General features: G+C 42.7%; 10 protein-coding genes. 9 read left to right on the plus strand and 1 reads right to left on the minus strand.

The annotated features are described in order from the left end of the window. Nucleotides 1-298: 298 nt before the first annotated feature. Nucleotides 299-1255, minus strand: coding sequence for a hypothetical protein (locus tag ACP69U_RS01240; protein ID WP_426137562.1), 957 nt, complete (start codon nucleotides 1253-1255; stop codon nucleotides 299-301). A gap of 237 nt (nucleotides 1256-1492) precedes the next feature. Between ACP69U_RS01240 and ACP69U_RS01245 the strand changes: the two genes are divergently transcribed. From ACP69U_RS01245 to ACP69U_RS01285, 9 genes are all read left to right on the plus strand, one after another. After that, a complete protein-coding gene (locus ACP69U_RS01245; RefSeq protein WP_198329942.1) occupies nucleotides 1493-2506 on the plus strand; it encodes a LysR family transcriptional regulator in 1014 nt (337 codons plus the stop codon). Between the two features lie 286 nt (nucleotides 2507-2792). After that, the gene (locus tag ACP69U_RS01250) at nucleotides 2793-4091 is read left to right on the plus strand and encodes an NRAMP family divalent metal transporter (protein ID WP_045454703.1); all 1299 of its coding nucleotides are present in this window, start codon (nucleotides 2793-2795) and stop codon (nucleotides 4089-4091) included. 354 nt (nucleotides 4092-4445) lie between these two features. Further along, the gene (gene prpB / locus ACP69U_RS01255; RefSeq protein ID WP_426137563.1) at nucleotides 4446-5339 is read left to right on the plus strand and encodes a methylisocitrate lyase; all 894 of its coding nucleotides are present in this window, start codon (nucleotides 4446-4448) and stop codon (nucleotides 5337-5339) included. 93 nt (nucleotides 5340-5432) lie between these two features. Beyond that, a complete protein-coding gene (locus tag ACP69U_RS01260) occupies nucleotides 5433-6086 on the plus strand; it encodes a DUF2059 domain-containing protein (protein WP_426137564.1) in 654 nt (217 codons plus the stop codon). A 93-nt stretch (nucleotides 6087-6179) separates the two neighbouring features. Continuing rightward, complete coding sequence (gene prpC, locus ACP69U_RS01265; RefSeq protein ID WP_426137565.1) at nucleotides 6180-7319, plus strand: bifunctional 2-methylcitrate synthase/citrate synthase; 1140 nt, start codon at nucleotides 6180-6182, stop codon at nucleotides 7317-7319. Between the two features lie 670 nt (nucleotides 7320-7989). Further along, nucleotides 7990-10623 (plus strand): Fe/S-dependent 2-methylisocitrate dehydratase AcnD, encoded by a 2634-nt coding sequence (acnD, locus tag ACP69U_RS01270; protein ID WP_426137680.1) that lies wholly within the window; start codon nucleotides 7990-7992, stop codon nucleotides 10621-10623. 238 nt (nucleotides 10624-10861) lie between these two features. Beyond that, nucleotides 10862-11539: a tetratricopeptide repeat protein gene (locus tag ACP69U_RS01275; protein ID WP_426137566.1), complete on the plus strand. Its 678-nt coding sequence runs from the start codon at nucleotides 10862-10864 to the stop codon at nucleotides 11537-11539. A gap of 13 nt (nucleotides 11540-11552) precedes the next feature. Next, nucleotides 11553-12806, plus strand: a complete 1254-nt coding sequence (gene prpF / locus ACP69U_RS01280; RefSeq protein WP_426137567.1) for a 2-methylaconitate cis-trans isomerase PrpF — start codon at nucleotides 11553-11555, stop codon at nucleotides 12804-12806. 26 nt (nucleotides 12807-12832) lie between these two features. Then, on the plus strand, nucleotides 12833-13603 hold the full coding sequence (locus tag ACP69U_RS01285) for a DUF4145 domain-containing protein (RefSeq protein ID WP_270894066.1): 771 nt from the start codon (nucleotides 12833-12835) through the stop codon (nucleotides 13601-13603). Nucleotides 13604-13617: the final 14 nt, after the last annotated feature.

The following is a 13617-nucleotide window of genomic DNA, read 5'->3' on the forward strand; positions in this document are numbered from 1 at the left end:
CGTATCCTTGATCTCAGGATACGGGCTCTCGGGTATGTTGCAATGATTTTTGGTATGAGCGATAGAATTGACTGATAAGCGGCTTGAAAGCACTATTATTGTATGGCTAGTTGCTGATGAGCAATTTGAAAAATGGTAATAAAAATGAGATGAATTGCAGTCTAATAAGCAAAATCGCACAGGTTATCTCGAGGTATTAGGCAGATATTTAACGCTGCTTGGCAAAATTCAGTCCATTTGAATTGATAACATGCCTTAGATTGAATGACTAGTTGAAATTATGAATGTGCAACAGACCCTAATCATTGGTCTCACGATACAAGGTACTTTGGGATTCTTCTCTAAAGTCATCATAAGTGATGGCTGCATCAGCTGCTGGCATGGTCGATGGGGCTTCAGTAGTCTCTACCCCATTAGGATTAGTGTCTGGATTCTCAGTGGGGGATTCATCTGGTTGCGAAATCACTGTCGATTTGTCTACCGCGCCTGTATCAGCAGAAGGTTGGTTATCATCGGTTGCTACTGCTTTGCCAGTGCTAACAGCTGGTGCTGCATCTGTCGTTGTTGTTTTCGTCTCTGTACTATCAGGTGCAATCGTTTTCGTTGAGGTCGATAGAATGCCGGTAAAAATTAGTGTTGCTACAATAATAGCAATCAATAATGAGCCAAAGATCATGCCAATAATAAGCGGTTTTTTGCTACTTACTTGCTTTTCCTTTGATTTTGCTAATTGTTTAGCAATAGCATTGTCATTTACAGCGTCGTTATTATTAGATAGTTGTTCGTTTCTAACTTTTTCAGCTGCTAATCTTTCTGAATCTTGACGTTTTAAATCATCAGCATTCGCGCTGTCAGCGATATATAAAGAAGATTTATCGTTATTTGCATCAGAGTCTAAAGAGTTGTCAGTATTAGCTATCGGTGCATGATTTGTCGAAAAACCCTCGTCTTTATCGTCATCAGAAAAATCTACATGAATACCTGTGCTCACGCTTTCTTGCTCTAAATTAGCAAATAATTCTAGCTCTGTGGCGCTTAATGGCTCGTATGATGAAAGATGATCGGTATTTTTTAGTGGTTTTAATGCATTTTCTTTGAAAGCAGGGTTATCCTCATTACTATCAACATTTTCGACACGCGTGATGAAACGCTCGTAGATATTATCTTTACGCATACGCTTACGTGGCTTAGTATTAGCAATTTTGGCTAAATTTGCCTCTAACTGCGCATTAGGGCTATTTTTTTTGTCGCTCATGAAGTAATACCAAACCAGTTTTTACCGCGAAAAAGTAGATGACGGCTAGAATTAAGAATAAAGTTTTTATTGTTTGCTAAAGTGTAACACTAACGTTAACAAACAATATAGTAGCTCGCCTCGTTCGCTTCAAGCATAATTTGTCGCTTACTGCTCTTATTCGGATAAAATAATCAAAATAGCCAAAAAAATAAGCCACAAGCAACGGTGACATCATAAACAAGTGAGCATAAAGATATGGATTTAAAACAGCTCAACGCTTTTATTGCTATCGCAGATTCACGGAGCTTTAGTGCCGCAGCGACTAAAACTGGATTGTCACAACCAAGCTTGAGTCGCCTGCTTAAACAGCTTGAAACAGATATGGGTGTAGAATTGGTCGATCGCTACCATAGACCGCTACATCTGACCGAAGCTGGTACATTCTTTTACGACAAAATCAGCGCCATATTGACAGAGATTGATACCGTCACCAGCATGACGCAGCGACTATCTACGCCCAGCAGTATGCTGAATATTGGCTTTGTCCCATCCGTGCTTTATGGATTGCTTCCTGAAATCATTGCCATGCTGAAGCAATCCAGCCCCGATATCGACGTCAATCTCAAAGACATCAGCTCATATCAACAAATAGAGGCGCTCAAATCTGGTGAGATAGACATCGGATTTGGGCGTTTCCCCCATCAAGATCCATGGATTCAGCAAATACTAATGCGTCATGAGCGTTATGTCGTCGCCTTACCAAAAGCCCATCCTTTGGCGCATATAAAGGAGCAGCGATTGATAGACTTAGCAAACAATCGACTGATTCTCTACCATCAAACCCATTTACCGATAGCGACGAGCGTAAGGTCAACCAGCGCAAAGCTGGATAATAATACAAAATCCAGACGCACAAGCGCTGAGCAATCCGCACATAGCGCGCCTATTACGGAGCCTTTACTACACTTATTCGCACAATACGGTATTTCGCCTTTTATGACTACGACGGTGAGTGACTTGCAAGTAGCGCTAGGCTTGGTGGCGGCTGGCGAAGGTATTACGCTTGTGCCTGCTAGCCTAAAGACCGTGCGTACCGACCAAATCAGTTATCAACGTTTAGTACACGAAAACGTCACCTCCCCTATTTATCTGCATACGCTCAAAGATTTCGTTCATCCCAGCATTTCTGATTTACTGCGCGCCACCTATCAGGTATATGAGCAGCGCGGCATCACTTATCGGCAGCAAAAATTTGTGTCACAGCCTTAAATTATCAGATATTGAATGGATATTGTGTTATAAAGAACCGCTAAAAAATAATCAGCCTTAATGCTTGATATTAGCAACTGATTATGCTAACTAAAAAGAATGGCAATGCAAACAAATAGTAATAACAACTAGAATAATCATTCTCCTGACTGGCTTCGGTGTGCTAAAGTCGATACAAGATGAATCGTTTTATATTTAAGCAGTTTATAAAGCGCTTCTCTCATGATCATTGGCAAGCTGACACAGGTAAGTGATAATTTGCCGTTTTAACCATTTAGAGGTATTCATGACCACACAACCACTCAATAACCCACGCACCAACCCAAATGCCACTGACGATACTGCGACCTCGCCGCAAGAAGGCTTTAGCTGGCGCATCTTTGGTCCCGGTATTTTGATGGCAACCGCTGCTATCGGTGGCTCACATTTGATTTCATCGACGCAGGCTGGCGCTATATATGGCTGGCAACTGGCCATTATGATTATTTTAGCCAACGTTTTTAAGTATCCATTTTTTCGTTTTGCAACCGACTACGTCTATGACACTGGCGAGAGTTTAATTGCAGGCTATGCCAAACGCTCAAAAGTATATCTGTGGGTATATTTTATACTCTCTATCCTATCAGCCGTCATTAGTACGGGCGCAGTCTCATTAATAGCAGCGGTTATCTTAGGTTTTATGCTACCCGCTTCTCTTGGGCTATCGACGATGGCACTGTCTCTAATCATCGTGGCGGTTTCTTGGTTCTTTTTAATTGCAGGTCACTATAAGCTGCTTGATGGTGTGACCAAATGGATTATGATTGCCTTGACGACTGCGACCGTCGCTGCTGTCATCATTGCTGCTGGCAAGCCAACGGTTATGGCTGCTGACTTTGTCGCGGCCTCTCCTTGGAATTTAGCAACTTTAGGTTTCATCGTGGCACTCATGGGCTGGATGCCAGCACCGCTTGAGTTTGCCGCCATTACCTCGATGTGGACATCCGCCAAAGTCAAAGCTGATCACACCACCCATCGCCAAGGTTTGCTTGATTTTAACGTGGGTTATGCCGTCTCAGCGATTTTGGCATTGTTCTTCTTATCGTTAGGTGTGTTTGTACAGTATGGCTCAGGACAAGAAATTGAGCTGGTTGGTGGCGCTTATATCAATCAGTTGATCAACATGTATACCGCAACTATCGGTGAATGGTCACGTCTATTGGTCGCTTTCGTCGCCTTTATGTGTATGTTTGGCACGACGATCACCTGTGCAGACGGTTATGGCCGCGCCAACGCTGAGTGCTGGCGTCTAATAAAAGGTGAAAGCGAAATCAACAAAAAGCAAATCGCTTTTTGGACGACCTATGCTATCGGTGGTGGGTTGATGATTATCACTTTCTTTACTGGACAATTAGGTACTATGCTTAAGTTTGCCATGATATCAGCATTTGTCTCAGCGCCTATCTTTGGCTGGTTGAATTATTCACTGGTGAAAAACCATAAAAAACTGTCTTTTGGTATGAATGCACTCTCTATCGCGGGACTCATCTTCTTAACGGGTTTTGCGCTGTTATTTTTAGCCAATCTTGCTGGACTATTTGGCTAGGTGTCGGTTTTAAAAATATCTATTTATATCATAAAAGCCCTTTTAGCTTAGCTATTAGGGCTTTTTGGTAAGCTAAAACCATGAATCGATAAAAATAAGCGCAACCGCTATTGTAAATAAATGTAAATAATGGGCTATACGTGTCTTTGTAAATTCAGCAATATGAATAATAGCTTGAACAAACCATTACCTTATAGATAATGCTATTCATATAGTGAATAATGTTAATTTTAATAAATTGTTTATTTAAATTATTTAAATAAAAATACTCAAACAATGCTTTTCACTCACTGATTATTGAGTATAATCGAACACAATAACGATAATACTATCTCTCTATGCAAGGACACTCACATGACTTCACCTTCAGCAGGCGCACGCTTTCGCAGTGCTTTGACCCAAAAAAACGATAATAACCAGCCACTACAAATTGCAGGTGCTATCAATGCCTATACTGCAATGATGGCGACCCAAGTCGGCCATCAAGCGTTGTATCTCTCCGGTGCTGGTGTGGCAAATGCCTCATTTGGTCTTCCTGATTTGGGTATGACTAGCCTTGATAATGTACTAGAAGATGCACGACGTATCACTGACGCAGTTGACACGCCGTTATTAGTAGATATCGACACTGGTTTTGGCGGTGCATTCAACATTGCCCAAACCATTAGAAAAATGGAAAAAGCGGGCGTGGCAGCGGTACATATCGAAGACCAAGTGGCGCAAAAGCGCTGTGGTCATCGCCCTAACAAAGAAATCGTCAGTATTTCAGAAATGGTTGATCGTTTAAAAGCGGCATTGGATGCCAAAACTGACCCTGATTTTGTGGTCATGGCACGTACGGATGCGCTATCGGTAGAAGGTCTTGATGCTGCTGTAGAGCGCGCTGTTGCATTCCAAGAAGCAGGCGCAGACATGATTTTTGCTGAAGCCTTAACCGATATCGAAATGTATCGTAAGTTCACAGATGTACTAGATATTCCAGTACTCGCCAACATGACAGAGTTTGGTCAAACCGACCTTTACACCACTGACCAGCTATATGGCGTGGGTGTCGAGATGGTGTTGTACCCACTATCAGCATTCCGTGCGATGAACAAAGCGGCATTAAACGTTTATCAGCATCTATTGACTGATGGCACCCAAGAAAAAGTTGTTGATACCATGCAAACCCGCATGGAGCTGTATGATTTCTTAAATTATCATGAGTTTGAGCAGACACTAGACAAGCTATTTGCCAATAGTAAGTAGTTAAGCATTCGTCATTGGCAACACTGAAAAGATAGCTCACCTTTGAGTGTGTTATCTTTTCGAAATCCGTCTTCATTTACTTTTAGGTTATTTATGCCATTTTTTACTGCTAATACTGCCCTTAAAGCGTCACTACTGAGCAGCACGCTTGCGGCGCTATTATTCATGACGGGCTGTGATAAAACACCAGAAACCGCCGACGATACGACCAGTGGTGCAAGCACTGCTGAAGTTGATGCTACCAAAGAGGCTCCTGCACCTGTCACTCAAAATGACTTGGTCATGACGACGATTACGCTAGATACCGTCGACAGTCTATTGTTCGCACCAGTTATCAATAGTGGCGCACTCAGTGCTGAGCAAGTCAGCTGCCTTGAATCACGTGACAAAGATTTGGGTAAAGCCGAAGTCGATCGTTTCTATAAGAGTCAGTTTACCGATGCAGAGTTACAAGAGTTGGATAACTTTTATACGTCAGAGGTAGGGAAAAAGCTGATTACGTTTGGTAATGAGCAACTGCGCGTCATGAATGGTGAAGAAATTGCAACACCAATGGCTGACCCTACTCCAGAGGAGATGACTGAGATTCAGACATTCATGGAATCACCACTGGGTGTCAAGTACATGAAAATCAATAATGCAGAAGGCGAAGGCAGCGCAATGGAAGTCTTAAACGGCCCTATCGAAGCGGAGTTTGAGCGCTGTAATGTCGATTTAGATGGTCCACAGCCTGAACAGCCTGCGTAACGCTATCATCAGTCATTAACTGACAAATTCATTATTAGAAGCTTAGAAACGCCGTTTTTCACCCAAAAAGCTACCCACAAAAGGAATTTCATCATGGCAGCACAGAACCCATCAACAAAAGTATTGTCAGGCGCAGGTCTACGCGGACAAGTCGCTGGCAAGACCGCGCTATCTACCGTCGGCAAGTCAGGATCAGGTCTGACGTATCGCGGTTATGACGTGTCAGAACTGGCAGACAAATGCATCTTTGAAGAAGTGGCTTACTTGCTGCTTTATGGCAACTTGCCAAACCAAACTGAGCTTGATGCCTATCAAGCCAAGCTCAAAAGCTTACGTGGTCTACCACAGTCATTAAAAGACGTGCTTGAGCGTATCCCTGCCGAATCGCATCCAATGGATGTATTACGTACCGGTTGCTCTATGCTGGGTAACTTAGAAACCGAAATGAGTTTTGATGAAGAAAACGACCAAGCAGATCGCATGCTTGCGGTATTCCCTTCTATCATCAACTATTGGTATCGTTTTACCCATGACAACGTGCGTATCGAAACTGAAACGGATGATGCGACGATTGGCGGTCATTTCTTACATTTGCTTAAAGGCGAAAAACCAAACGAGCTACACACAAAAGTGATGAACGTCTCGCTTATCCTCTATGCAGAGCATGAGTTCAACGCCTCGACCTTTACCGCTCGTGTGTGTGCCTCTACGCTATCTGATATCCATTCTTGTATCACTGGCGCAATCGGTTCACTACGCGGTCCTCTGCATGGTGGCGCTAATGAGGCGGCGATGGATATGATTGAAGGCTTTAGCTCACCTGATGAAGCCGAAGAAGAAATGATGGGTATGCTAGCGCGTAAAGACAAAATTATGGGCTTTGGTCATGCCATCTATAGCGAATCAGATCCACGTAACGTGGTGATTAAAGGCTGGGCTGAAAAACTGGCAGCGGATGTTGGTGATGAAGTGCTATACCCAGTATCAGTACGCTGTGAAGAGGTCATGTGGCGTGAGAAAAAACTGTTCTGTAATGCTGACTTTTTCCATGCCTCTGCCTATCACTTTATGGGTATCCCAACCAAGCTGTTCACACCAATCTTTGTTTGCTCACGTCTAACAGGTTGGGCGGCTCACGTATTTGAGCAACGTGCCAATAACCGTATTATCCGCCCAAGTGCGGAATATACTGGTGAAGAGCTACGCCCAGTACCAGAGATGAGCGCGCGTTAATTAGTTAAAATAAAATTATTATTTTTAAGAGGTGCTTTGCGTGCTGATAGTTAGATACCCTTTAACTGGCGCGCATAGCACACTCTATAAATAATACTCAAGTTTTTGATATCTATGTTTACGTTTGGAGAAGTATGATGACGGTATGGCCATCATATGTCGTCTGGGTGGCGAGCTTTTTATGGTTAGTAGTATTACTAATAAAACCTATCGTCTATCCTAAGTACCAAAATCAAAAGATATCAAAAGTAGATATATTTATTTTCATCATATCAGCAATTACTCTACTCAGTTTTAGCTATACCAGCATCAAATTTACGATAGATTTTGCTCAGGATAATTTAAGTCGAGAATGGTTAGATTTTTTGCTCAACTTATGGGGCTCTTTATTTGTCATAAATCTAGTGTGCATGATAATGGCTTGGGTCAAATTATTTCGCCCAACCACCCCATCTTCGCATACCAACTGGTTTTTTGTATTCACCACGACATTAGGAGTTGGTCATATACTGGCTTTAGGATCCTATGTTTGAATACTCAATATCGTTTTTTTAGCAAAGTCTTTTTTATTAAAGAAGTTTTTGCTGAAAAAATATCTTTTCAATAAAAATATTCATTCAATCCAGCTAACAGCCAAAGGTGACTTATGGACAACGCACTAGTACAACCAATGAACGAACTCTTTAAAAAGCCACTACCCGATACCGATTTATATTATTTTGATACCCGTGAGGCTGTCGAGAGCATCGAAGCTGGCGCGTATGACAAGCTACCGTTTTGCTCAAAAGTACTATGTGAAAACTTGGTGCGCCGTTGCCCACCAGAAGAGCTAACCGCGGCGCTTAAGCAGCATATCGAAGGTAAGCAAGACCTTGATTTTCCTTGGTACCCTGCCCGCGTCGTCTGCCATGATATCTTAGGTCAGACAGCTTTTGTTGACTTGGCAGGTTTACGTGATGCCATTGCTGAACAAGGTGGTGATCCGTCAAAAGTTAATCCTATCGTGCCAACGCAATTGATTGTCGACCATTCGCTTGCCGTTGAACATGCCGGCTTTGAAGAAAACGCTTTTGAGAAAAACCGTGCTATCGAAGAGCGCCGTAACGATGACCGCTTTCATTTTATCAACTGGTGCCAGTATGCCTTTGATAACGTCAACGTCGTACCGCCCGGTAACGGCATCATGCACCAAATCAACTTAGAGAAAATGTCGCCAGTCGTCCAAGTCGTCCACAATAAAGCCGGTGAACAAGTCGCCTGTGCCGATACCTTGGTTGGCACCGATAGCCATACGCCCATGGTTGATGCGTTGGGGGTTATCTCAATCGGTGTTGGTGGTCTTGAAGCCGAAAGCGTCATGCTAGGCAACCCGTCTTATATGCGCCTACCGGATTACGTTGGGGTTAAATTAACCGGCAAATTGCAAAAAGGCATTACTGGCACCGATTTAGTACTCGCTATGACCGAGTTCTTACGTGATGCTGGCGTAGTCTCTACCTATATCGAGTTCTTCGGTGAAGGTGCGCGCCAACTAAGCGTTGGCGACCGTGCTTCTATCTCAAACATGACGCCAGAATATGGCGCAACCGCGGCGATGTTCTATATCGATGAACAAACCATCGACTATTTACGCCTAACTGGTCGTAGTGAAGCTCAAATAAAATTGGTTGAGCAGTATGCTAAGCAGACTGGTCTATGGGCTGATGGTATGGAAAAAGCTGAATATGCTCGCGTGCTTGAGTTTGATCTATCAGCAGTTGTACGTAATATGGCAGGGCCGTCGCGTCCGCATGCTCGTGTCTCAACCACGGATTTGGTTGCCAAAGGTATTGCTCACGGTGCTGATGAAAAACTACCAGAACCCAAAGACGGCATGATGCCAGATGGCGCAGTTATTATCGCGGCTATCACCAGCTGCACCAACACCTCAAACCCACGCAATATGGTAGCAGCAGGCCTCGTTGCCCGTAACGCCAATGCTAAAGGCTTGTTACGTAAGCCTTGGGTAAAATCATCATTAGCACCAGGCTCTAAAACCGTCAAAATGTACCTAGAAGAAGCAGGCTTGATGTCTGAGCTACAAGAAATCGGCTTTGACGTGGTTGGCTTTGCTTGTACGACGTGTAATGGTATGAGTGGCGCACTTGATCCTGATATCGAAAAAGAAATCATCGATCGTGACTTGTTTAGTACGGCAGTATTATCAGGCAACCGCAATTTCGATGGTCGTATCCATCCATACGCCAAGCAAGCATTTTTAGCGTCACCACCATTGGTGATTGCCTATGCTATTGCCGGTAACATCCGTTTTGATATCGAAAAAGACTCATTAGGAAAAGACCAAAACGGCAATGACGTTTATCTAAAAGACATCTGGTTCGATGATGATGAAGTTGATGCCATCGTGGCTAAAGCGGTAAAACCTGAACAATTTAACGCTGTTTATATTCCGATGTTTGACGAAGCCAAAAAAGACACGGGTAAAGCATTAAGTCCGCTCTATAACTGGCGTGAACAGACGACTTATATCCGCCGTCCGCCGTATTGGGAAGGCAAAATGGCAGCGATGAATAAGCTAAAAGGTATGCGCCCGTTAGCGGTGTTAGGTGACAATATCACTACTGACCATTTATCGCCATCTAATGCGATTTTGGGTGACTCAGCTGCTGGCGAGTACCTTGATACCATGGGTCTGCCGGCGGAAGACTATAACTCATACGCCACGCATCGTGGCGACCACTTAACGGCGCAGCGTGCGACCTTTGCCAATCCTAAGCTATTGAATGAGATGGTACGTGACGAGAAAGGTGAAGTAATACAAGGTTCGCTTGCTAGAGTAGAGCCTGAAGGTCAAGTCATGCGTATGTGGGAAGCAATTGAAACCTATATGAACCGCGAGCAGCCGCTGATCATCATCGCCGGTGACGGCTATGGTCAAGGCTCAAGCCGTGACTGGGCTGCTAAAGGTGTGCGTTTAGCTGGGGTTGAAGTCGTCGTCGCTGAAGATTTTGAGCGTATCCATCGTCAAAACTTAGTCGGTATGGGCGCGCTACCCTTGCAGTTTAAAGAAGGTGTCAATCGTAATACTCTAAATATCGATGGTACTGAAATATTCGATATCGAAGGCGAAGTGTCGGCTGGCGGTGAGATGACATTGGTCATTAACCGCACAGATGGCACTGTCGATAAAGCCTCAGTGAAATGTCGTTTAGATACTGCTGATGAGGTCAAAATGTACAACGCAGGCGGTATGCTGCAGCGCTTTGCTAAAGAGTTTATCGATGGCACGTTAGATATCGTTTAATAGAAACGAATAAACAACAACGATAGCTGCCGTACACGTGACAAAAGCCAATGTTATATTTATATGGCATTGGCTTTTTTAGTAGTCTCACAATAGATTCTGATACTCCTTAGTCTTATTAGGCTTCTATCCATTAAATACATTGCTTATAGTACTTTATTTAAATGAATTTTCTTAAAAAAATAAACATTTGTTTTTCTATTTAGTATAATTGTCATTTTTTATCATAAGAAGTGGCATGAAAAACATCAATAGAACTTTTATTATTTTGATTTCTGTATTGAATCTTAGCGGTTGTAGTAGTCTCACTGATTTATCAATAGTAGACGTCTCTATTTCCATTGTCGTTATTGCTATTATTATTGGTTGTTGGGTTTCTAATGTACGTACCGGTCGCGATATACAAGAGTCCGTTGATAGTATTATACAAATTCGACGGGAACAACTTGAAATGGCTAAGTCCGATTTGAGACCTGGCATTGATGAAGGCGACCCAGTTTCGCAGTATCTCTTGGCGCTTAAATTTCATACTGGTGATGGTGTCGGTCAAGACTTAGTAGCAGCGTGTTACTGGTACAGTTTGTCCGCTGAAAGTGGGTTTATTCATGCCGTGACAACTTTAGCCCTTATGTATATAAAAGGATGGGGTACCAAGCAAGATTTGACTAAAGCTGCTAAGCTTTTGTCTATTGCCTCAAAAGAAGGCGATCTGCAGGCACAGAACTTTTTAGCAGCAGCCTATTTAAACGGATGGGGTGTTCGAAAAAATGAAGAAAAAGCACGTTATTGGCTGCAACAAGCAGCTGCACAAAGCTCTGAAGAAACCAGTGAGTCTTTAAATATGTTGTCGCCGCAATCTATTGAATCATTAACAATGGTCATTCAAAACGGTGATGAATATATCGTACTAAAATAATAGGAATAAAAAAATGACCCTACCAAACCCTGCTTTTGCCCCACAACTATCTGTCCCCGCCACCTATATGCGTGGCGGCACCTCAAAAGGCACGTTTTTTAAACTGTCTGACTTACCAGAGCGTTGCCAAGTCGCTGGCGAGTCGCGTGATAAGTTCCTATTGCGGGTTATCGGTAGCCCTGATCCTTATGGTAAGCAAATCGACGGCTTAGGCAATGGCAGCTCTAGCACTTCAAAAACAGTCATCTTATCTGAGTCTTCTAGATCAGACCACGATGTGAACTACTTGTTTGGACAGGTCAATATCGCCAAACCAATGATTGATTGGGCGGGTAACTGTGGCAATTTGACCGCAGCAGTCGGTGCCTGTGCCATTAATATGGGTCTGGTCGATGCCGACAAAATTACTAATAGTATCGAAGAAGATGCTGAAAGCGGTATTTGTGAGGTGCGTATTTGGCAACAGAATATCAGTAAAACCATCATTGCTCATGTGCCTGTTTACATGGACGCACAAGGCAAAGTGCAAGTACAAGAAACCGGCGATTTTGAATTAGACGGTGTAACCTTCCCAGCGGCTGAAGTCAAAATCGAATTTATCGATCCCGTTGATTCATCAAGTGACATGTTCCCGACAAATAATCTAATCGATGACTTTGATGTATCTGGCTGTGGTTTGGCTGCTGATAGTGTCAAAGCAACCTTTATCAGTGCAGGTATTCCAACCATCTTTATGAAAGCAGAAGATTTAGGCTTTACTGGCACTGAGTTGCAAGGTGATATTAATAGCGATAATGAACTACTTGCCAAGCTTGAAAACATCCGTGCCAAAGGCGGCGTTGCGATGGGGCTGTTTAAAGACGTCAGTGAAGCGCAAACCAGTCAGCATATACCCAAGATTGCATGGGTTGGCGCTGCACAAAGTTACAGCGCATCAAGTGGCAAAGCCGTTGAGGCGAATGAGATTGATCTTGTCGTACGGGCGATGAGCATGGGGCAACTACATCATGCCATGATGGGCACGGCAGCGGTTGCGATTGCCGCAGCGGCAACTACACAAGGTACATTGGTCAATGAAGCGGCAGGTGGCGGTCAATCGAAAAAGCAACTTAGTGAAGTACGTTTTGGTCATCCCTCTGGCACGTTATTAGTAGGCGGAAAAACCGAGCAAGTCGATGGTCGCTGGCAAGCCAAAAAAGTCTCCATGAGCCGCTCAGCACGACGTATTATGGTGGGTGAAGTTTTTGTGCCAGAATATGCATTTTAATTAAGGGTTAATAAATGGAAAGATATTTGTATACAAATACCTTCACTGAAAAAGAGGCACCCGATTATTTGTGTCCCCGCTGTAATAAAGGGTTGCTACGATTAAATAAGGATACGTTAAAATCGGTTGAAACTGTTGATTCAAAACTATATCAACGTAATGAATATTCTGAATTTCAGGACATGCAAATAACTTTTAATTGTATGTTTAAATGTATTAATGATAAATGTGGTGAGGTTGTTGCTTGTATTGGGTATGCAGGTGTAGATATTGAGTGTGCAGTTAATTACGATAATTTTAGTCAGCCTAATGAATATTATACTTATTACAAACCTTTATTCTTCTATCCAAATCTCAAGTTAATCACTATTCCAAAAGATACTCCTGATGATATTAAAAAATTATTAAACAAATCATTTGAATTGTTTTTTACTTCTCCTTCCGCAGCAGCCAATCTAGTAAGAATTTCTATTGAAGAAATCCTTACTGATCAAGGTGTAAATCTGTATTCTAAAAAAGATATAAGTAAAAAAATATCTTTACATAGTAGAATTGAGGAACATCTACCAGATAAATATCAAACTATAAAAGAGCATCTTGAGGCTGTAAAGTGGTTGGGCAACGCTGGAAGTCATTCAGATAATGAATTAAGTTTGAACGATACTATGGATGCTTATGAACTGGTTGAGTACATTCTCTTGCAAGTGTATGCGCCTCCTACTGATAATTTAAATACATTGGCACAAGATATAAATCAATCTAGAGGCCCAATAAAAAACAGACGTCTTAGTAATTAATGTAACTTTGTAAT

Origin of the sequence: Psychrobacter sp. TWR1-1-1, assembly GCF_049895865.1 — a bacterium.
GTDB classification, from domain to species: Bacteria; Pseudomonadota; Gammaproteobacteria; order Pseudomonadales; family Moraxellaceae; genus Psychrobacter; species Psychrobacter immobilis_A.

What these genes read in the sequence shown, in the direction of transcription:
- ACP69U_RS01240 (WP_426137562.1), bottom strand. Translation starts at nt 1,255, where the DNA reads ATGAGCGACAAAAAAAATAGCCCTAATGCGCAGTTAGAGGCAAATTTA.
- ACP69U_RS01245 (WP_198329942.1), top strand. Translation starts at nt 1,493, where the DNA reads ATGGATTTAAAACAGCTCAACGCTTTTATTGCTATCGCAGATTCACGG.
- ACP69U_RS01250 (WP_045454703.1), top strand. Translation starts at nt 2,793, where the DNA reads ATGACCACACAACCACTCAATAACCCACGCACCAACCCAAATGCCACT.
- prpB (WP_426137563.1), top strand. Translation starts at nt 4,446, where the DNA reads ATGACTTCACCTTCAGCAGGCGCACGCTTTCGCAGTGCTTTGACCCAA.
- ACP69U_RS01260 (WP_426137564.1), top strand. Translation starts at nt 5,433, where the DNA reads ATGCCATTTTTTACTGCTAATACTGCCCTTAAAGCGTCACTACTGAGC.
- prpC (WP_426137565.1), top strand. Translation starts at nt 6,180, where the DNA reads ATGGCAGCACAGAACCCATCAACAAAAGTATTGTCAGGCGCAGGTCTA.
- acnD (WP_426137680.1), top strand. Translation starts at nt 7,990, where the DNA reads ATGAACGAACTCTTTAAAAAGCCACTACCCGATACCGATTTATATTAT.
- ACP69U_RS01275 (WP_426137566.1), top strand. Translation starts at nt 10,862, where the DNA reads ATGAAAAACATCAATAGAACTTTTATTATTTTGATTTCTGTATTGAAT.
- prpF (WP_426137567.1), top strand. Translation starts at nt 11,553, where the DNA reads ATGACCCTACCAAACCCTGCTTTTGCCCCACAACTATCTGTCCCCGCC.